We start from the raw sequence: 21,314 nt of genomic DNA, 5'->3' as shown, positions 1-21,314 counted from the left end.
ATTACCAATATTGTTCGCTGGTGATATGCCCTGGTTTACGGCGCAGGTGTTTTGCCATATTGCGTTGTTCTTTCAGAAGCTGTTGGGTGTCCTTGGCCATTTGGGGATTCCCACACAGCATAATGTGACTGTTTTCTGCCTGCATCGGTAAACCAACGGCAGCTTCCAGCTCGCCACTTTCAATTAATGCCGGAATTCTGCCCATGAGTGAATCTGGGCATTTTTCACGGCTGACAATGGTCTGGATTCTTAATTTGCCTTGAAACTTTTTTTCTAGTTGTTGCATCATCGGCAAATAACTCAAATCTTGTTCCAGTCTCACGGCATGAACCAAAACAATATTTTCAAACCGTTCCAGATTCTCCCCTTGTTGGAGAATGGAAAGGTAAGGGCCAATGGCTGTACCGGTTGAAAGCATCCATAGGGTTTGGCAATCGGGGATTTCATCAAGGACAAAAAAACCCGCTGCCTGTTCTGTAACGAGGAGTTCCTCCCCATTCTTTAATTCTGCGAGCCGGGGGCTGAGTTTCCCTTCAGGAACGGTAACTAAATAAAATTCCAGGCTATTGTCGTCGGGGGAATTAACGTAAGAATAAGCGCGTTGGATACGTTCGCCTTCAATTTCGAGAGCCAATTTTGCGAATTGGCCGGCGGTAAATCTTTCAATCGGTGCATGAACTTTGATGCTGAATAGTGAATCTGTCCAATTGGTTATGTCGGTAACTTTTCCTGTAACCCAGTTTGCCATTACAATTAGCCTCTCTACAAAAAAACACTGCATGAATTGATGATTTTTATGACAATTCTACGTGATTGTCGGGAATAGACTTATCGATTACGTGTTACAGTTTGATTGTCTTTATTTATGCCAATGCCTTGGTTATATATGTACACTTTTATTGACATATATGGATAATATCACTGTTATTTTTTCTTCATGTGAAATTGTATCCTGTCTGGAAAGAATATAAATTTGTTAAGTCAATCACATCTAACGAAGTCGGTACTTCAGGCACTTAATTGAAAACCTGAGGGCTTTGTTGTTGCGCGTTATCCATTGATTAAACTGAACTTAAATAAATTTTAGTTTAATCAACTGTACTTAAATAAATTGTATGTAAATGCGATGAGAAAAATAGAACACTTTAATTTATTAGTGATGTTGATTGCTCTGGCTGCGGTGGGTCAGATGACACAAACAATTTATGTGCCTGTTATTGCAGATATGGCGAGTGATTTTGGTCAGCCTGCTGGCGAAGTACAAAGAGTCATGGCGGCATACTTGTTTTCTTACGGGATTTCACAGATTTTTTATGGGCCGTTATCCGATAAGATTGGTCGCCGCCCAGTGATTTTGGCCGGAATGACCCTTTTTCTGGTGGCAACAACCTGCGCATTGTTTGCCTCCAGTTTGCTGGTGCTGGTGATTGCCAGTGTATTTCAGGGGCTGGGAACGGGGGTGGCGGGGGTTATGGTGCGCACCATGCCGAGGGATTTATATACCGGGACGTCGTTGCGTTATGCTAATAGTCTGCTAAATATGGCCGTGCTGGTCAGCCCTTTGCTGGCACCGATGATAGGTGGCATGGTTGGTTATTATTTTGGTTGGCGTGCCTGCTATTGGTTCCTGCTATCATTGGGGGCAACAGTAGCCTTCTTTTTGTTCCAACACTTGCCGGAAACCCGCCCTGTGCAGACAAAACAGAGCACCATGCTGGTTTCTTTCCAGCAATTACTCTCCAATAGTGCTTTTGTTGCCTACCTGATTATGCTGGTTGGTGGTCTGGCTGGCGTCGCGGTTTTTGAAGCCAGTAGCGGTGTGTTGATGGGCGCTGTATTGGGATTGGATAGCTTAACGGTCAGTATCCTGTTTATTTTGCCGATCCCTGCCGCATTTTTGGGTGCGTGGTATGCGGGGCGTGATGGCAAAACGTTTTATCGGCTGATGTGGCATTCTGTCATGTGCTGTTTGCTGGCAGGCGTATTGATGTGGCTGCCCGGCTGGTTCGGTATTATGAATGTCTGGACACTGCTGATCCCTGCAACTTTATTCTTTTTCGGTGCCGGTATGCTGTTTCCATTGGCTACCACTGGTGCTATGGAGCCATTTCCTTATTTGGCTGGAGCTGCGGGGGCGCTGGTGGGTGGATTGCAGAATGTTGGTTCTGGCGTGACGACATGGTTGTCGGCGATGTTGCCGCAAAATAGCCAGTTCAGCGTCGGTATGCTGATGTTTTCCATGGCACTGCTTATTTTGTTCTGTTGGTTACCTATTTCCCAGCGCGTTCAGCGCCAGGAGCATACGGCCTCATAAAACCGTAATAGCATCTGGCGGGAACGCGCATTCCCGCTAAAAGGCTCTGACAGAGCGGTATGCTTGTCAGAGCTTTGATTTCCGTATTTTCTTAAGCGCGGTCTTCCCATTCCTGAGCGCGGGCAACCGCTTTTTTCCAGCCATTATATTTATGGTTTCGCTCAGTGGTTTCGATGCCCGGACGGAACTCTTTTTCGATTGTCGCTTTGCTCTTCACTTCATCAAGGTCTTTCCAGAAACCGACGGCCAGGCCAGCGAGGAAGGCGGCACCCAACGCTGTACTTTCACGTACGTCAGGGCGTTCTACACGAGTACCCAGAATATCGGCCTGGAATTGCATCAGGAAATTGTTAGCGACAGCCCCACCATCTACACGCAGGGATTTCAGGCGTGTGCCGGAGTCAGCCTGCATTGCATCCAATACATCACGGGTCTGGTAAGCGATAGATTCTAGCGTGGCGCGAATAATATGGTTGCTGTTCGCACCACGAGTCAGGCCGAAAATAGCGCCACGGGCGTAAGGGTCCCAGTAAGGTGCGCCTAGGCCAGTAAAGGCTGGTACAACGTACACACCATTGCTGTCCTTCACTTTAGTGGCGAAATATTCGGAATCCGCCGCATCGGCGATGAGTTTCAATTCATCACGTAGCCATTGGATAGACGCGCCGCCAACGAAGACAGCGCCTTCCAGTGCATAGTTCACTTCACCCCGTGGCCCGCAGGCAATAGTGGTCAGCAGGCCGTGACTGGAACGTACTGCATCTGTTCCTGTATTCATCAGCAGGAAGCAGCCTGTCCCGTAAGTATTTTTTGCCATGCCGGGATGAACACACAATTGGCCGTACAGGGCTGCCTGCTGGTCGCCTGCAATACCCGCGATAGGAATGCGTGTGCCACCTTTACCACCAATATTGGTCTGACCATAAATCTCTGACGAAGATGACACTTTTGGCAGCATAATGCGGGGAATATCCAGCTCATCAAGGATTTTCTGATCCCAATCGAGATTGTGGATATTGAATAGCATGGTGCGGGAAGCATTGGTGTAATCGGTCACATGCACACGACCCTGAGTCATTTTCCAGACGAGCCAGGTATCGACTGTACCGAATAACAGTTCGCCATTTTCAGCACGATGGCGGATGCCTTCTACATTATCCAGAATCCATTTTATTTTTGTTCCGGAGAAGTAAGGATCGACAACCAAGCCAGTATTGTGGCGGATATATTCTTCTAATCCTTCTTTTTGTTTTAATTTGGTACAAATATCTGCTGTTCGGCGACATTGCCATACAATCGCGTTATAAACTGGCCTACCTGTTTCTTTTTCCCAGACAATCGTTGTTTCTCGCTGGTTAGTGATCCCTATGCTGGCAATTTGATCTGAACTGATATCAGATTTTGCCAGCACTTCGACCAATGTTGAGCTTTGGCTGGCCCAGATTTCCATTGGGTCGTGCTCTACCCAGCCTGGTTTGGGGTAGATTTGCGGGAATTCACGCTGTGAAATACAGACAATATTGGCATCGTGATCGAGTACGACAGCTCGTGAACTGGTTGTCCCTTGATCGAGGGCGACGATATATTTTTTTTCAGTGATATTTTCTATTGTCATAATGATAACCTGGTATTTAATTTATTCATTTTTTATTTTTATTTGCTGCCATTTTTCAATATGGCAACTTTACACCGCACGCGGTAAATGGCGGGCAATCAGTTTTCGATAACCGAGTGCGCCTAGAATTGCACCAATGAAGGGGGCTACCAACGGCACAAGACAATAAGGAATGTCTCTGCCTCCTGTCAGGGCAATATCTCCCCAGCCAGCTAAATAAGCGACTAGTTTAGGGCCAAAATCACGGGCTGGGTTCAGAGCAAATCCGGTCAAAGAACCAAATGAACCACCGATAACGGCAATCAAAATGCCGATTAACAGCGGAGCCATTGGGCCGCGCGGAATGCCATTGCCATCGTCTGTCAGTGCCAGAATCAGGCAAAGTAAGACAGCTGCAATGATAATCTCGACAATAAACGCGTGTAATACAGATAGCTGTGACGCAGGATAAGTGGAGAATACACCAGCCGTGAAAAGGCTTTCCTGTGAACCACGAACAATGTTGTGAACTTGCTCATAATCAAGGAAAAGGTTGTAATACATCATATAGACAATGGCGGCAGCGGCAAATCCGCCGAGCATTTGGGCAATGATGTAAGGGAGCACTTTTTTTCTGTCAAAACTGGCAAAAAGGCATAAGGCGATGGTGACTGCGGGATTGAGGTGTGCACCTGAAATTCCGGCAGTCAGATAAACAGCGAGGGCAACACCGAAGCCCCAGATAATGCTGATTTCCCATAGCCCCAGTTGTGCACCTGCCAGTCGGGCAGCGGCAACGCAGCCTAAGCCGAAGAAAACGAGCAATGCAGTACCCAAAAATTCTGAAATGCATTGACCTGATAATGTTGGTGTGGTGGTCTGGCTCATTTCTAGATCCTATAAAAAAGAACAGAGGAAATTAATTATTAGTGCTTTCTTTTCTTAAAAGAAAGATGACTGTGAATTTATCGTTAATGAGCGTAAACGAGAAATAGCGAAATTGAAATCTGCGTGTTGCGTCAACAAAATGAGCGAATTCGCATTTGACTGGGGTTTTGTTCATCATGGAAATGTGATCTCGCTTGCATTTCGGATTAGTCACTATATTTCTCGTTATAACGAACATTGAAAGGATGAAACTAGACAGGCCTTAACTGGCTAAATACAATCAAGGAATTGCTTAAAAGAGGGCTCGAGAATGTCATTTGAAGTTTTTGAAAAGCTAGAATCTAAAGTTCAGCAGGCGATTGATACCATAACTCTCCTGCAAATGGAAATTGAAGAACTGAAAGAAAGGAACGCAGCGTTGTCTCAGGATATCCAAAGTGCGGCAAGTAGCCACGACTCGTTGGTGCGTGAGAATGAACAGTTCAAACAGGAACAACTGGCGTGGCAAGAACGTTTGCGGACTTTGCTGGGTAAAATGGAAGATGTGCAGTAAATCAGTATTGCCGTTTTGTTGAGAAGGGCGATGAATACGCCCTCTTTAACATTTTGACATAATAGATGATGAAGTGATCATACTTCATCATCTTCTTCGTCAATTTCCAACGGGACATCTGATAAAATCATGCCAGTATTATCAGCGTAGAGATAATCGCCGGAAAAGAAAGTCACTCCGCCAAAATTCACCCTGATATCACTTTCTCCGATGCCTTCACTGTTAGAGCCTGCTGGGATCGCAGCCATCGCCTGAATGCCGATATCAAGCTCTGCAAGGGAATCGACCTGACGTACTGCACCATAGACAACAATGCCTTCCCACTCATTGCTGACGGCAAGCTGAGCCAGCCCGGCATCAACCAGCGCTTTGCGGACAGACCCGCCACCATCAACGAGTAAAATACGGCCACTGCCATTTTCTTCCAGCACATCATAAAGCAGGCCATTGTCTTCAAAGCATTTCACCGTGATGATTTGACCACCAAATGAAGTACGTCCACCAAAGTTGGAGAATAAAGGTTCTACCACGTTCACATCTTCTTGATAGATATCACAAAGTTCGGAAGTATCATATTTCATGGGATTTACGTCTGGTTTATGCAAAGGACAGACAGTATATCCTTTTCAAGCTAGTGTTGGCAAAATCATCAATCTTAAAACTTATGTGTAAAACTGATACTTACTCGCTTAATTAAATACCAATCCGATGGAAAACAGAACATTAGTCAATAATGCGGCTTTGACCATTTGTACCAGCATTGGGCGCATGCCTTCTGATGTCTGATCGTGCAGTACCTTCCACATATGCTTCAACAGCAGGGGAACGGCGAGCAGGAATAACCAGCCAGACCAGCTCTTCAGGTGCAGGAGTGTAAAGGCGGCAAGACAGAGGATGGCACAGATCAGCAGAGCTGCGTGGTAATAGCGGGCTTTTTTTGCTCCCAGCCTGACGGCCAGCGTATTTTTACCATTTTGGCGATCACTTTCTATATCGCGCAAGTTATTAATATTCAAGACTGCCACGGAGAGTAAGCCACAGGCGGTTGCTGGCAGCACGGTACTCAGATCAAAAGTATTGGCTTGCAGGTAATAGGTGCCAATGACACTCAGCCAGCCAAAAAAAATCAGGACGGAAAGATCGCCCAGCCCCATATAGCCATAGGGTTTGGTTCCCACGGTGTAAGTGATGGCCGCAACGATAGCCAGTACTCCCAGCGCCAGAAAGCCGATGATATCGCTTGGGCTGTTACAGGCGACGGTGATGAGAGCAATCCCCGATAAACAGGAGGTCAGCACAGTGATCTTCAAGGCGGTTTTCATCTGTTCGGCCGTAATCACACCTTTTTGCATACCACGCATCGGGCCAATACGCTTTTCTGTATCGCTGCCTTTAGCGACATCACCATAATCATTGGCGAGGTTGGAAAGGATTTGCAGCAGGGCAGCAGTCAATAAAGCCAGCAACGCCACAGGCCACTTGAAATGGCCTGTCCATGCTGCAAGGGCAGAACCGCTCACGACAGCTGCCACGGCAAGTGGGAGCGTTTTGGGGCGCAAGCTTTCCAACCATGCCTGCATCTGACTGATAGACGTTGTTGAATTCATATTGTTATTACGTATTGTTGGTATGATAAATTTTATTGCAATGAAAATGAAGAAATGGGAGGCAAGCCTCCCATTTCTTCATTGCGAGTGAATAAGGCTCAGGTTGCCGATTATAAAATAAATCGGCTCAGATCTTCATCTGCAACGAGCTCATCCAAATGCTCTTTAACGTAATCGGCATTGATTTCAACCGAATGTCCTTGACGTTCACTGGCGTCGAAAGAAATATCTTCCATCATGCGTTCAAGCACAGTATACAGACGGCGGGCACCAATATTTTCGGTCGTTTCATTTACTCGCCATGCGGCTTCGGCGAGTTTGCGGATGCCGTCAGTTGTGAAATCGATATTCATGCCTTCTGTCGCCATTAACGCCTTATACTGTTCAGTCAGTGAAGCGTTAGGTTCTGTCAGGATCCGTTCAAAGTCTTCTGTTGTCAGCGCTTGCAGCTCAACACGAATTGGCAGACGACCCTGAAGCTCAGGGATCAGGTCGGAAGGGCTGGAAACCTGAAACGCGCCGGAGGCGATGAACAGGATGTGATCGGTTTTTACCATGCCGTGTTTGGTAGAAACGGTGCAGCCTTCAACCAGTGGCAGCAGATCGCGTTGGACGCCTTCACGGGAAACATCTGGGCCGGAAGTCTGGCCACGTTTACAGATTTTATCGATCTCATCGATAAAGACGATGCCGTGCTGCTCAACGGCATCAATGGCCTGCTGTTTCAGCTCTTCAGGATTAACCAGTTTTGCGGCTTCTTCTTCCACCAGCAGCTTGAACGCATCCTTGATTTTCATTTTGCGTGTTTTTTGCTTCTGACCAGCAAGGTTCTGGAACATAGATTGCAGTTGGTTGGTCATCTCTTCCATGCCTGGAGGAGCCATGATTTCCACGCCAACAGGTGCAGATGCGACGTCAATTTCGATTTCTTTGTCGTCTAACTGCCCTTCGCGCAGCTTCTTGCGGAATGCTTGACGGGCAGTAGAAGGTTCGGATTGGGTTTCTGTTTGCCCCCAGTTGTTTTTCGCTGGTGGGAGCAAAACATCCAGAATGCGTTCTTCGGCTAACTCTTCGGCACGATAGCGGTTTTTCTCAATAGATTGCAGACGCACCATTTTTACGGCCGCATCAGTCAAATCACGGATAATTGAATCGACTTCTTTACCAACATAACCGACTTCTGTGAATTTGGTCGCTTCAACTTTGATAAAAGGCGCGTTGGCCAGTTTTGCCAGACGACGGGCAATTTCGGTTTTACCGACACCGGTTGGGCCTATCATCAAAATATTTTTCGGGGTAACTTCATGACGCAGTGTTTCATCCAACTGCATACGACGCCAGCGGTTACGCAGAGCAATGGCGACAGCGCGTTTTGCTTTATCCTGACCGATAATGTGGTTGTCAAGTTCGCTGACAATTTCGCGAGGAGTCATTTCAGACATGCTATCTATCCTTACGCTTTTGAAGGCAGTTCTTCGAAGTTGTGATTATGGTTGGTGTAGATACAGATATCGCCTGCAATAGTCAGGGCGCGTTCTGCGATTTCCCTGGCGCTGAGTTCGGTCGTTTCCAGCATTGCCCGGGCGGCTGCCTGTGCGTATGAACCACCGGAACCAATGGCAATCAGGTCATTTTCTGGTTGAATCACATCACCGTTACCTGTAATGATCAGAGAAGCATTTTCATCTGCTACCGCAAGAAGAGCTTCCAGCTTGCGAAGCATGCGATCTGTTCGCCAGTCTTTGGCAAGTTCAACGGCTGCTTTGGTCAGATGCCCCTGATGCATTTCGAGTTTGCGTTCAAACAGCTCGAACAGAGTAAATGCATCTGCGGTGCCGCCGGCAAAACCCGCGATGACTTTGTCATTGTATAGGCGGCGTACTTTGCGGACATTGCCTTTCATGACGGTATGACCCATTGTTGCTTGTCCATCACCACCGATGACGACCTGGCCATTACGGCGAACACTTACGATTGTAGTCACGAGTTAGCCCCTGGTTACAAAATAGAAGACGTTACACACGGTACTTTGGCTTGTTATGCCACAATTGCAAGCTGTATTGCTGGAAAAGCACCGTGTGTCTGTTATTAGCGATTAAGATGGGGTATTTTTCTGGTTTTTCAACCCCCGGAAGGGCGGAGAATACAGCCAGGTACACCCGCATCTGTAACATGGCTGCGCATTTTTTCCGCGGATTCCTTGTTTTTATAAGGCCCTACTACAACCCGGTTCCAATTGTCTTTTGTTGTAATCTGGCTCTCAATGCCTGCGAATGCGAGGCTGGCACGAACGGATTCTGCCTGCTCTGTTGTTCGAAATGAGCCACACTGTAGCATCAGCTTGGATTCATTTATCGCAGGCTTCGGTGATTTATTGGTTTCATTGGGGGCCAGAGATTGTGCTGGCGGGGTCTTTTCTTGTGCAACAAACGGCTTTTGTTCAGGCAAGGTGATAATGACCTGTGAGCGAGGAACAGGTTCACTGTTGTAAGGCACTTCTTTTAATGGCGTTGGGGGCTGGCGAATATCTGCCTCCATCTGTGCAAGTAATTGGAGTTGTTCTTGCGTTAGTTTTGCTGGTTGGTTGGTTGGTTGATTAGCAGAAGTCGGTTCCTGTGTCGAAGGAAGTCCAACAGGACGGTTTTCCAACTCTTTAATGTAAGTCCAGCGTTCTTCCGGTTTTGGCGGTAGTCCCTGGTTTTTGGCATGATGAGCGGGTGGTGGTGTATTTTGTGCACTATCGTTCTTAGTGTGTGCGATGAAATAAAGGCCACCAATAAACATGACCACCAAGGCCACGGCAACGGCTAATGTAGTTTTGGGTAATCCTTGAGCCTGATTTTTTTTCTTACCAGTGCCTTTCTGACGGGGATTAGAACGCCCGCGACTTACATAATCTCGTTGTGCCACTATTTAATTCGCTGAAGTTGTTTAAAAAAATTAAGGGATAGATAACTAATGTTACTGAATCTGCGGTTATTTGCCTAGCTTTTAGGCGAACAAGTGCTCGCACGAATGAGCAATTCTGCATCCAATAATCGTGAACCTTTGGAAACCATGCGGCCTTGAAGCTGCTCCAGCAACAACAGTATTGAATAATACCCAATCTCATAACATGGCTGTGCCACGGTTGTTAGCGGTGGCTCGCTGTATTGCGCCAGATTTAAATTATCAAAGCCAATAACTGACAGATCTTCTGGTAATTTTAATCCCATTTTCTTGGCTTGCCACATTGCGCCAATAGCCATGATATCACTATGGCAGAAAATCGCGCTGGGTGGCTCTGGCAGGTTAAGTAGGATCTCTGCCAATTCCGCTCCGCTTTCATGGGTAAAATCGCCCCTGACAATATAATCTTCGCGGATCGCTTCCCCCGTACGGTGCAATGCCTGAATGTAGCCCTGAAGCCGGTAATGGCACAGTGGCATCGTTTCTGGCCCTGTAATACAAGCGATGCGCTTGTGTCCCAGTTTTTGTAAGTGATAGGTAGCGTTGAAAGCTGAAGTCAGATTGTCAATGTGGACAGTCGGTAGTTCCAGATCAGGTGCGAATTCGTTGGCCATAACCATTGGTGGCAGGTTTTTTTGTTCTTCTTTGGAAACATCGAAAGGAATGTTTGAGCCAAGCAGCACCATGCCGTCAATCCGTTTGGTAATCAGAAGATTGATAAAGGCATGTTCTTGTTGCTGCTGATGCTTACAGTCGCCAATCAGAACCAGATAGCCATGCTCTGCTGCTGTTTCTTCAATACCGCGAATGACTTCGGTAAAGAAAGGGTCGCTGATATTGGGAACAATAACCAAGATTGCTCTGGATTCATTGCGTCTTAAATTTTTGGCAAGGTTATGAGGATAGTAGCCTACTTCCAGTACGGCACTTTCTACTTTCTGACGGGTACGGGCAGAAACCTTGTCAGGATTCATAAGGGTTCTTGATACAGTTGCGGTAGAAACACCAGCCACATTGGCGACATCTTTCATGGTTGCTAATGTGCCATTCTTTTTTTCCATAGTTCACTCCTTACTTTCTACAGGCAGCGAAACGGTTGCTTCCTGGCTGCTAAAAAAACGCCAGTCATTCCGGAGAGGGAAACGCTGGCGGTTCATTTTCTACAGTCATATTAATAAGTGCATTTTAAACAAAGTAACAGATCAATCTGTTACTTTGTTTGCATAAAAAATGTGATAGGAATCATTTATCAGAGTTACTTCGCAAATTAAGGAAATAATTGTCTCTGTTTTTTCAGAATGTTCTGTTTGATTTGGGGCCTTTGCGACAACGCGCCATTTTCAATTTCTGCTATCAGCCTTCTGTGGGATCAACATCAATGTTCCATTTCACCTTGCGTGCCTGTGGGAGCGCGGTGATTTGCGGATAAATTGCCGCCATCATTTTCTGTAGAAAAATACGTGAAGGGTGTTGAATCAGTAATTGCCAGCGAAAGTGGCCACCACGTTTGGCCTGTAATGCGGGAACTGGCCCCATGATCCATAAATGCTCATCACGCAGAGCGTGATGTTCAAATAATTGACGCATTTGCTGCAAAAAAGCAGGGGCTTGCTGATTGTCGTGGTCTTCTGAACGGAGCAGAATGTGGCTGGCAAACGGCGGCAGAAACACTTGTTGACGTTCTTCCATCGCTTGACGGGCAAATGCGTCATAACCTTTTTCCAGCAACACCTGCAAGAGTGGATGTTCGGGATGGTGGGTCTGAAGGACAACTTCCCCTCGTTTACCCGCCCGTCCCGCGCGGCCGGAGACTTGGGTATACAGTTGAGCGAAACGTTCAGCCGCCCGGAAATCGGCAGAAAACAGAGCGCCATCAACATCAAGCAAGACGACTAAAGTGACATCTGGGAAATGGTGGCCTTTCGCCAACATCTGAGTACCAATTAAAATACGGGCACCACCTTGGTGCACTGCCGCCAGTTGTTGTTCCAATGCTCCCTTGCGGCTGGTGGTGTCCCGATCGATACGGGTAACGGGAATATCAGGAAACAATTTTGTGATGCCATCTTCAAGCTGCTCGGTTCCTAATCCGACGGGAATTAAATGAGTAGTGCCACACTGGGGGCATTGGCGCGGGATCGGACGCTGGCTGTCACAGTGATGGCAACGCAGATGGCGATGGCTCTGGTGCAGAGTGTAGTAGTGATCGCAGCGTTGGCATTCCGCTATCCAGCCACATTCATGGCAAAGCAAAGCGGGGGAATAACCACGGCGGTTCAGAAACAGGATGACTTGATTATCCGCTTTCAGATGCTCACCAATGCGATTGATGAGCGGCTGGGATAAACCGACTGTCAATGGCAAGCCTTTCAAATCCAGCAAATGCTGAACTGCAGGCTTGGCTTCACCTGCTCGTTGGGTCAGTGTCAATTGTCGATATTTCCCCTGCTGCACATTGAACAGCGTTTCTAGAGCCGGCGTTGCTGTACCCATCATGATGGGAATGTTTTCTTTCTTGGCTCGGAACACGGCCAAATCACGGGCGTGATAGCGCCAGCCCTCTTGCTGTTTATAGGAGCTGTCATGTTCTTCATCGATAATGATGACGCCCAGATGGGCAAAGGGGGTGAACAATGCGGAACGCGTACCAATGACAATCGCGTTATCTCCCCGTTTGGCTCGTAGCCATACCGACAGGCGTTCACTGTCATTTAAGGCGGAGTGCAGGACATCGACAGGTGCATTGAAACGTTCTCTGAATCGGCGGATAGTTTGCGGAGTCAGACCAATTTCCGGGACTAAAATCAGCGCTTGTTTTCCCTGTGCGAGAATATTTTCCAGCACACTAAGATACACTTCAGTTTTGCCTGAACCCGTAATACCCGCAAGCAACCATGGAGAAAAAATCTGATCTTCTGCTCGGACAGTGCCGACTGCGGTGGCCTGCTCTGTATTGAGTTGTAGTCGTTCACCAATAATCTGAAACTGCTCATGCCAGTTTTCTGCCTCCGGCTGTATCGGATGCAGATCAATCAGCGCTTTCTTTTTCAATGATTGCAGTGCGCTTTCGCTGAATTCCAGTTCAGAAATTTGATGACGGTAAATGGGTTTCAGGCGTAGCGAAGCCAGCGCTTGTTGCTGTTTAACGGAACGCTTAAGCTGCTCCAGAGGGAATTCATGGCCTGCTTCTGTAACCTGCCATTGCCAAAGTGGAGTAAATTCGGCGGGTTTTCCCTGTCGCAGTAAGACGGGCATGGCATGGAATAATACTTCTCCCAGTGGATAGTGATAATAGCAGGCTGACCACTGGAGCAATTGCCAAAGGTCGTCAGGGAAAAGCGGTTGTGCATCAAGGATCGCGGCAAGTGGCTTGAGCTGTTCAAGGGGAATTTGGCTGTTGCCTGCGGTTCCAGTGACAATGCCTATTGCATTGCGCTTGCCAAACGGCACAAGCACCCGCACACCTGTCATGGGCAACGGTAATCCTTCGGGTAATAGATAATCAAAAGAGCGGGTTAAGGGTACAGGCAGCGCAACCTGAACAACTGTCATAAGGCGATTTCCGGATAATTAATGACCAGACATAGGAACAGCTAAAGAAAAATACAGTGATAAGGGTATCATAGCAAATCAGCAGATTTCATTGCGCAATAAACCGATATTCTGTATGATCCGCCGCCTTTGGTACAGAAATTACCGAGCTTATTTCAATCAACACGACGTGTGGTGTCTGGCGGCAACAAGGCTGGATAGCGACACGGCCTTAACAGAGGTTTCCTATGAGAAAAGGTATTCATCCTAAATACGAAGCAATTACTGCATCTTGCTCTTGCGGTAACGTTATCACTATCAACTCTACCGTTAATCACAACCTGAATCTGGACGTTTGTGGTGAATGCCACCCGTTCTACACAGGCAAGCAGCGTGACGTTGCGACCGGTGGTCGTGTTGATCGCTTCAACAAACGTTTCAGCGTTCCAGGCTCTAGTAAGTAATGACCATTTTCTGCCTGTAAACTTTACAGGCAGTACGGTTGAAACAAAAACGCCCGATGTTTGCATCGGGCGTTTTTGTTTGCATCAGTATTCCCATGTTTCAGGATCAATACCGAGCTCACGCATTATGTCTTTCGCTGCCTCTGGGATTTCATCATGACGCTCTTTACGTAAATCATCATCATTAGGCAAGGGCTGTCCAGTGAAAGCATGAAGAAACGCTTCACACAGCAATTCGCTATTTGTTGCATGACGCAGATTATTCACTTGACGACGAGTGCGCTCATCAGTCAGTATTTTCAAGACCTTTAATGGAATTGAAACCGTAATTTTTTTGACTTGTTCACTTTTTTTGCCATGTTCAGCATAAGGGCTGACATACTCACCATTCCACTCAGCCATGAGATACCTTAAATAGTCTTGAAATCAAACAATTGAAACCAGAAAAACGGGAAGTTTCTGATCTGTTTTCATGTCGGTAATTCATTATTTTAGCATAATTCCCCTATTGGCTATATCGCTATGGCAGCACTAATTCGTAAAATATGCCCGGAGCTAACATAAAAAATGGGGACAATGAGCCAATTGTGCAATTAAACCTTAAATGATTTTAGATGTCTAGATGTATTGACGTCTATCTTTCCAGTCGTTATTCTTTGGTGACTCCAATAATAAAGTGACGGGCAAAGGTTATGGGATGCAAACAAGCAACAGTCGCGGTTCAAAGTGGTGCAAATATTGATGAACAATATGGTTGTGTAGTTCCGCCTATCTATCTTTCCAGCACATATAATTTCACTGGTTTCAATGAGCCAAGGGCACATGACTATTCCCGACGTGGAAATCCCAGCCGGGATGTCGTTCAGCAGGTTCTGGCTGAGCTGGAAGGTGGAGCGGGGGCAGTCATGACCAGCAGCGGCATGTCGGCGATTCACCTGCTGTGTACCGTTTTCTTGCAACCGGGGGATTTATTGGTGGCTCCCCATGATTGTTATGGCGGTAGTTACCGCCTGTTTGACAGTCTGAGTAAACGTGGGGCGTACAACGTTATTTTTGTTGATCAGTCGGATAATCAAGCCCTGAAACAGGCTCTGGCGCAAAAGCCAAAACTGGTGCTGATAGAAACGCCGAGTAATCCTCTGCTGCGCATTGTTGATATTCAATATATCTGTGGGTTGGCGCATAAAGTTGGAGCACTGGCGGTTGTTGATAACACTTTCTTGAGTCCTGTATTGCAAAAGCCATTGGATTTGGGCGCTGATTTAGTTGTTCACTCCTGTACGAAGTACCTGAATGGGCATTCCGATCTGATTGCGGGGGCGATTATCGCCAAAGATCCCGTGATCGCAGAAAATCTGGCGTGGTGGGCAAACAATATTGGTATCACAGGTGCCGCCTTTGACAGCTACCTGCTGTTGCGGGGTATTCGTACCCTGTCTGCACGGGTAATGCTACAGCAGAATAACGCAGCGGCTATTGCTGAGTACCTGCAACAACAGCCACAAGTGAAAAAACTCTACTACCCTGCTTTGAAAAATCATCCCGGGCATGAAATTGCCCTTAAACAACAAACAGGCTTTGGGGCGATGCTGAGTTTTGAACTTGATGGTGATGAACAAACCCTACGCCATTTTTTATCTGCGTTAAAATTATTTACTCTGGCTGAATCTCTCGGTGGTGTAGAGTCGTTGATTTCTCATACTGCGACGATGACACATGCGGGAATGGCGGCAGAAGCAAGGGCGCAGGCAGGGATCACGGATTCACTTCTTCGTGTCTCTGTAGGAATTGAAGATAGTCAGGATTTAATTGCGGATCTGGACAAAGCGTTTCAGGCAGCAGCAACGAGGTAATCATTAATCATGAGTGCACTGGCAACAGCGGGGGCGGAATTTGGCCGCCAGTTACATAAATTTGGCGGCAGCAGCCTTGCCGATGTGAAATGCTATCAGCGGGTTGCAGAAATTATGGCGAATTATAGCCAGCCGGGTGATTTGATGGTGGTATCGGCAGCAGGGAGTACAACCAATCAGCTTATTGATTGGTTGAAACTGAGCCAGAGTGACCGCATCTCAGCACATCAAGTACAGCAATCATTGAGGCGTTATCAGCAGGAGCTGATCAGAGGTTTATTGCCTGAAGTGATTGCGGAAGAACTCGTAGCACATTTTATCTCGGACCTGGAAAAATTAAGTGTATTGCTGGACAAACCGATTACTGACATTACGTACGCCGAGGTGGTCGGGCATGGTGAAATCTGGTCAGCCCGTTTGATGGCGGCTGTGCTTGAGCATAAGGGTATTTCCAGTGCATGGCTGGATGCACGCCAATTTCTGCGGGCAGAACGCGCTGCCCAGCCGCAGGTTGATGTGAACTTGTCCCAGCCTTTACTGAGCCAACTGTTGATCCAAAATCCCAGTAAGCGTTTGGTGGTCACGGGGTTTATCTCCAGAAATCAGAAAGGAGAAACCGTACTGCTGGGACGTAATGGCAGTGATTATTCTGCCACACAGGTTGGTGCACTGGCAGGCGCCAAAAAAGTGACGATTTGGAGCGACGTAGCGGGTGTTTACAGTGCTGATCCGCGTAAAGTAAAGGATGCGTGCCTGTTGCCTTTACTGCGTTTGGATGAAGCCAGTGAACTGGCGCGTCTGGCGGCACCCGTCCTTCATACCCGCACTTTGCAGCCTGTTTCCGTCAGTGATATCGACTTGCAATTGCGTTGCAGCTACCAGCCTGAACAAGGATCTACCCGCATTGAGCGGGTGCTGGCAACAGGTACTGGGGCGAAAATCGTGACCAGTCATGATGATGTCTGTCTGATTGAACTGCATATTTCTTCTGCCCATGATTTCAAGCAGATTTACAAGGACATTGATTCATTGCTGAAACGCGCACAAATTCGGCCGTTGGCGACAGGTCTGCACGCTGACTGTAATTTGATTCAGCTTTGTTATACCTCTGAAGTCGTGAACAGTGCTCTCGATGTGTTGCAGGATGCGTCTTTGCCAGGAAAATTGTCTTTGCGAGAAGGATTGGCGCTGGTGGCTTTGGTCGGGGCGGGAGTGTGCAAGAATCCGTTGCATAGCCACCGTTTTTATCAGCAGCTTAAAGACCAGCCCATTGAATTTATCTGGCATGCGGAAGAGGGTATCAGCCTTGTTGCTGTTCTGCGCCTGAGCCAGACTTCACATTTGATTCAGGGATTGCACCAAAGTCTGTTCCGGGCAGAAAAACGCATTGGTCTGGTGCTGTTTGGCAAGGGAAACATTGGCTCACGTTGGCTAGAATTGTTCGCTCGTGAACAGAAGAATATTTCTGCCCGCAGTGGTTTTGAATTTATTTTGGCGGGGATTGTGGACAGTCGTCGGAGCTTGCTGAATTATCAGGGGCTTGATGCGAGTCGAGCATTGGCATTCTTTGGTGATGAAGCCACTCAACATGAAGACGATGCGCTGTTTTTGTGGATGAGAGCGCACCCTTATGACGATTTGGTGGTGTTGGATGTCACTGCAAGCGAGGAGTTGGCTAAAGACTATATTGATTTCGCCAGCTATGGCTTTCATGTCATCAGCGCCAATAAAATTGCAGGTTCTTCAAACAGTAACACTTATCGCATGGTTCGCGATGCTTTTGCAAAAACCGGCCGTCATTGGTTATACAATGCGACCGTTGGTGCAGGGTTGCCGATTAACCACTCCGTCAGAGATTTGCGGGAAAGTGGCGATACCATTCTGTCTATCAGCGGTATTTTTTCAGGGACGTTATCATGGCTGTTCCTGCAATTTGATGGCTCCGTACCTTTCAGTGATTTGGTGGAGCAGGCGTGGCAGCAAGGATTGACGGAGCCTGATCCCCGTATCGATTTGTCCGGTCAGGATGTAATGCGCAAGCTGATTATTCTGGCTCGCGAGGCGGGTTATGAGATAGAGCCTGATCAGGTGCGTGTTGAATCCCTCGTGCCAGTAGAGGCCAGAACCGGTTCCATCGAAGACTTCTTTGAAAATAGTGCCGTTATTAATGAGCAAATGCTCCAGCGGTTGGAAGCATCACAGGAAATGGGCATGGTACTGCGTTATGTCGCTCGCTTTGATGCCACCAGTGGTAAAGCAAAAGTTGGTGTCGAAGCCGTGCGTGCAGATCACCCCTTAGCTTCGTTATTACCGGGGGATAATGTCTTTGCGATAGAAAGCCGCTGGTATCGTGACAATCCACTGGTGATCCGTGGTCCAGGCGCTGGACGGGATGTGACGGCAGGAGCGATTCAATCAGATTTGAACCGTTTGTCACAGCTTCTTTAAGTTTAGGCAGTCAATTTTGCGGCAGGGATATTGCTCATTTTTATCCCTGCTAGTTACGGAAAGTTATTTTCTGCACCTTTGTTTGATAGATAACCGGAACAAGCCGATTCAATCACCATCCAATTAATAAAAAACGTCTTATTCTTCTGTTTGTTGAGCATACGCGAGTCAGGCAATCAGAGCCGCTTATAAAAAAGAATCCGCTATTAAATTTCATAAAATTCGCCCAAATTGCTCGTTTTCTGATATGAATAGAGCCTCAGAAATAAACAAAAAACATGCTCTGCAAACAGGGTGGATGCCGATTGAATCGATCAACGATCTGGTGAAATAGGTTAAATACAGCAACACAAGGTCAGAAACCACATGAATCAACAATATTCTGCAATGCGCAGTAATGTCAGTATGCTTGGTAAGTTATTGGGTAACACTATCAAAGAAGCACTGGGAGAAAGCATTCTTGATAAAGTTGAAACGATAAGGAAATTATCCAAATCATCCCGTGCAGGAAATGAAGCTGACCGGCAGCAACTTTTATCTACACTGCAAAATTTATCCAATGATGAGTTATTGCCGGTTGCTCGGGCCTTTAACCAGTTTCTTAATCTGGCCAACGTTGCCGAACAATATCACAGCATTTCACCGCATGGTGAAGCGGCTAGCAATCCTGTAGCGCTAGAGGCTTTGTTCAATCGGCTGAAAGATAAAAAATTCAGTAATGATGACTTGATCAATGCAGTCAATGAACTTGCCATTGAATTGGTCTTGACGGCACACCCTACCGAAATTGCCCGTCGTACTCTGATTCATAAACTGGTCGAAGTGAATGCCTGTCTGTCACAGCTTGACCATGATGATCTGGCGGATTATGAACGCATTAATATCATGCGCCGTTTACGCCAGTTGATTGCCCAATCATGGCATACCGATGAAATCCGCAAAATTCGCCCCACCCCGATTGATGAAGCCAAATGGGGATTTGCGGTGGTGGAAAATAGTTTGTGGGAAGGTGTTCCTGCATTTCTGCGTGAATTCAATGAGCAATTGGAAGAATCCATTGGCTATAGCTTACCTGTGGAAGCCGTACCGATTCGTTTCACTTCTTGGATGGGTGGCGATCGTGATGGGAACCCCAACGTTACCGCAGAAATTACTCGCCATGTATTGTTGCTCAGTCGCTGGAAAGCAGCGGATCTATTTTTGAAAGATATTCAGGTGTTAGTTTCTGAACTCTCTATGTCGGAGTGTACACCTGAACTGCGCCAGCTTGCGGGTGGTGATGGGGTGCTGGAACCTTACCGTGAAATCGCCAAACAATTGCGGACGCAATTAAATAGCACACTGACGTATCTGGAGAAACACCTTAAAGGAGAGCGAGTCCTGCCACCTGTGGGTTTGCTGCTGCATAACGAACAATTGTGGCAACCGCTGTATGCCTGCTATCAATCACTGAAAACCTGCGGTATGGAAATTATCGCTAATGGCCAATTGTTGGATACCTTGCGCCGCATTCGCTGCTTTGGTTTGTCGTTGGTGCGTATTGATATCCGTCAGGAAAGCACCCGCCACACCGATGCCATTGCAGAGCTGACCCAATATCTGGAGCTCGGAGATTATGCGAGCTGGTCAGAAACGGAGAAACAAACTTTTCTGCTGCGTGAATTGAATTCAAAACGTCCGCTTATTCCGCATTGTTGGCAGCCGAGTGAAGAAACCCTAGAAGTCTTCGAAACCTGTAAGGTCATTGCCGAATCGCCACAAGATGCGATTGCAGCCTATGTCATTTCTATGGCGAAAGTTCCCTCGGATGTACTGGCCGTGAAGTTGCTACTGAAAGAAGCGGGTTGCTCACTGAAATTGCCTGTTGCACCGTTGTTTGAAACCCTTGATGACCTGAATAATGCGGAAAGTGTGATCCAGCAATTACTGGGAATTGGCTGGTATCGCGAGCTGATTCAGGATAAGCAGATGGTGATGATTGGCTATTCCGACTCTGCCAAAGATGCGGGAGTGATGGCGGCATCATGGGCGCAATATCGGGCACAGGATGCGTTGATCAAAGTGTGTGAGCAGGAAAGCGTAACGCTGACGCTGTTCCACGGACGTGGTGGTACGATTGGCCGTGGTGGTGCTCCAGCGCATTCCGCTTTGCTTTCTCAGCCGCCGGGCAGTCTGAAAGGTGGGTTACGTGTGACGGAGCAGGGCGAAATGATCCGCTTTAAGTTTGGTTTACCACAGGTGACGATTAGCAGTCTGGCGTTGTATGCCAGTGCAATTTTGGAAGCAAATTTACTGCCGCCGCCAGAGCCAAAACCGGAGTGGAAGCAAGTCATGGATACGCTCTCTGATGTTTCCTGTGACATGTATCGTGATTATGTCCGTGAGCAGCCCGAATTCGTACCTTACTTCCGAGCGGCGACGCCAGAACAGGAATTGGCGAAATTGCCTTTAGGGTCACGGCCAGCCAAGCGTCGTCCGACCGGCGGTGTAGAAAGCCTGCGTGCGATCCCTTGGATATTCGCTTGGACGCAAAACCGCCTGATGTTGCCAGCATGGTTGGGTGCGGGAGCAGCGCTGCAACATGTGATTGATGCGGGTAAACTGTCGGTGTTAGCAGATATGTGTCGCGACTGGCCTTTCTTTAATACCCGCATTGCCATGTTAGAGATGGTATTTGCCAAGGCCGATTTATGGCTGGCGGAATATTATGATCAACGCTTGGTGGATAAAAAACTGTGGCCGTTGGGAATAACGCTGCGTAATCAGTTGGCAGAGGATATTAAAACTGTGCTGACGATTTCGCAGGATGAGCAATTAATGGCGGACTTGCCGTGGATTGCGGAATCCATTGCGTTGCGTAACGTCTATACCGACCCGCTGAATGTGCTACAGGCAGAACTATTACAGCGTTCCCGTCAGCAGGAACAGCCAGATCCGCACCTTGAACAAGCATTAATGGTGACGATTGCGGGGGTTGCGGCAGGGATGCGCAATACCGGCTAGCTTTTGATTTTCTGAATGAAAAATGCCGAATGGGGAACTGTTCGGCTTTTTTATTTTTGATTAAGAATTATTTTATCCAGAGTTCAGGTTAATTTAATAGCTTTATTCGC

The 21,314-nt window shown here is 47.3% G+C and carries 17 protein-coding genes; 6 read left to right on the top strand and 11 right to left on the bottom strand.

Annotated features, from left to right (window positions below; translation table 11 throughout):
• Window position 1: 1 nt before the first annotated feature.
• Complete coding sequence (gene fpr / locus XBJ1_RS18375; RefSeq protein ID WP_012990538.1) at window positions 2–748, bottom strand: ferredoxin--NADP(+) reductase; 747 nt, start codon at window positions 746–748, stop codon at window positions 2–4.
• 378 nt (window positions 749–1,126) lie between these two features.
• Between fpr and emrD the strand changes: the two genes are divergently transcribed.
• Window positions 1,127–2,314, top strand: a complete 1,188-nt coding sequence (emrD, locus tag XBJ1_RS18370) for a multidrug efflux MFS transporter EmrD (RefSeq protein WP_012990537.1) — start codon at window positions 1,127–1,129, stop codon at window positions 2,312–2,314.
• Window positions 2,315–2,405: 91 nt separating this feature from the next.
• Here emrD and glpK read toward each other — a convergent pair whose 3' ends face one another.
• Window positions 2,406–3,929: a glycerol kinase GlpK gene (gene glpK / locus XBJ1_RS18365; protein WP_012990536.1), complete on the bottom strand. Its 1,524-nt coding sequence runs from the start codon at window positions 3,927–3,929 to the stop codon at window positions 2,406–2,408.
• 69 nt (window positions 3,930–3,998) lie between these two features.
• Complete coding sequence (locus XBJ1_RS18360) at window positions 3,999–4,796, bottom strand: MIP/aquaporin family protein (protein WP_012990535.1); 798 nt, start codon at window positions 4,794–4,796, stop codon at window positions 3,999–4,001.
• Window positions 4,797–5,106: 310 nt separating this feature from the next.
• Between XBJ1_RS18360 and zapB the strand changes: the two genes are divergently transcribed.
• Window positions 5,107–5,349, top strand: coding sequence for a cell division protein ZapB (gene zapB, locus XBJ1_RS18355; RefSeq protein ID WP_012990533.1), 243 nt, complete (start codon window positions 5,107–5,109; stop codon window positions 5,347–5,349).
• A gap of 77 nt (window positions 5,350–5,426) precedes the next feature.
• Here the strand turns inward: zapB and rraA are convergent, their stop codons facing one another.
• From rraA to priA, 7 genes are all read right to left on the bottom strand, one after another.
• On the bottom strand, window positions 5,427–5,930 hold the full coding sequence (gene rraA, locus XBJ1_RS18350) for a ribonuclease E activity regulator RraA (protein WP_012990532.1): 504 nt from the start codon (window positions 5,928–5,930) through the stop codon (window positions 5,427–5,429).
• Between the two features lie 108 nt (window positions 5,931–6,038).
• Window positions 6,039–6,956, bottom strand: a complete 918-nt coding sequence (locus XBJ1_RS18345; RefSeq protein ID WP_012990531.1) for a 1,4-dihydroxy-2-naphthoate polyprenyltransferase — start codon at window positions 6,954–6,956, stop codon at window positions 6,039–6,041.
• 110 nt (window positions 6,957–7,066) lie between these two features.
• Window positions 7,067–8,398 (bottom strand): HslU--HslV peptidase ATPase subunit, encoded by a 1,332-nt coding sequence (hslU, locus tag XBJ1_RS18340; protein ID WP_012990530.1) that lies wholly within the window; start codon window positions 8,396–8,398, stop codon window positions 7,067–7,069.
• A gap of 11 nt (window positions 8,399–8,409) precedes the next feature.
• Window positions 8,410–8,940 carry an ATP-dependent protease subunit HslV gene (gene hslV, locus XBJ1_RS18335; protein ID WP_012990529.1) on the bottom strand — a complete coding sequence of 177 codons (531 nt, stop codon included), beginning with the start codon at window positions 8,938–8,940 and terminating at the stop codon, window positions 8,410–8,412.
• A 137-nt stretch (window positions 8,941–9,077) separates the two neighbouring features.
• Window positions 9,078–9,866 (bottom strand): cell division protein FtsN, encoded by a 789-nt coding sequence (gene ftsN, locus XBJ1_RS18330; protein ID WP_012990528.1) that lies wholly within the window; start codon window positions 9,864–9,866, stop codon window positions 9,078–9,080.
• A gap of 74 nt (window positions 9,867–9,940) precedes the next feature.
• Complete coding sequence (gene cytR / locus XBJ1_RS18325; protein WP_012990527.1) at window positions 9,941–10,966, bottom strand: DNA-binding transcriptional regulator CytR; 1,026 nt, start codon at window positions 10,964–10,966, stop codon at window positions 9,941–9,943.
• Between the two features lie 292 nt (window positions 10,967–11,258).
• Window positions 11,259–13,457: a primosomal protein N' gene (gene priA, locus XBJ1_RS18320; RefSeq protein ID WP_012990525.1), complete on the bottom strand. Its 2,199-nt coding sequence runs from the start codon at window positions 13,455–13,457 to the stop codon at window positions 11,259–11,261.
• Between the two features lie 227 nt (window positions 13,458–13,684).
• On the opposite strand from priA, the gene rpmE reads away from it, so the two are divergent.
• Window positions 13,685–13,900: a 50S ribosomal protein L31 gene (rpmE, locus tag XBJ1_RS20360; RefSeq protein ID WP_012990524.1), complete on the top strand. Its 216-nt coding sequence runs from the start codon at window positions 13,685–13,687 to the stop codon at window positions 13,898–13,900.
• An 84-nt stretch (window positions 13,901–13,984) separates the two neighbouring features.
• On the opposite strand, the gene metJ is transcribed toward rpmE, so the two are convergent.
• Window positions 13,985–14,302 carry a met regulon transcriptional regulator MetJ gene (gene metJ / locus XBJ1_RS18315; protein ID WP_012990523.1) on the bottom strand — a complete coding sequence of 106 codons (318 nt, stop codon included), beginning with the start codon at window positions 14,300–14,302 and terminating at the stop codon, window positions 13,985–13,987.
• A 290-nt stretch (window positions 14,303–14,592) separates the two neighbouring features.
• On the opposite strand from metJ, the gene metB reads away from it, so the two are divergent.
• The 3 genes from metB (at window position 14,593) to ppc (ending at window position 21,204) form a co-directional block, all read left to right on the top strand.
• Window positions 14,593–15,753, top strand: coding sequence for a cystathionine gamma-synthase (gene metB / locus XBJ1_RS18310; RefSeq protein ID WP_012990522.1), 1,161 nt, complete (start codon window positions 14,593–14,595; stop codon window positions 15,751–15,753).
• Between the two features lie 9 nt (window positions 15,754–15,762).
• Window positions 15,763–18,201, top strand: a complete 2,439-nt coding sequence (locus tag XBJ1_RS18305) for a bifunctional aspartate kinase/homoserine dehydrogenase II (RefSeq protein WP_012990521.1) — start codon at window positions 15,763–15,765, stop codon at window positions 18,199–18,201.
• 366 nt (window positions 18,202–18,567) lie between these two features.
• Window positions 18,568–21,204, top strand: a complete 2,637-nt coding sequence (gene ppc / locus XBJ1_RS18300) for a phosphoenolpyruvate carboxylase (protein WP_012990520.1) — start codon at window positions 18,568–18,570, stop codon at window positions 21,202–21,204.
• Window positions 21,205–21,314 lie beyond the last annotated feature (110 nt).

Source organism: Xenorhabdus bovienii SS-2004 (assembly GCF_000027225.1).
GTDB classification, from domain to species: Bacteria; Pseudomonadota; Gammaproteobacteria; order Enterobacterales; family Enterobacteriaceae; genus Xenorhabdus; species Xenorhabdus bovienii_C.
The sequence above is the reverse complement of the archived record's forward strand: the minus strand, read 5'-3'. Positions and strand labels throughout refer to the sequence as shown.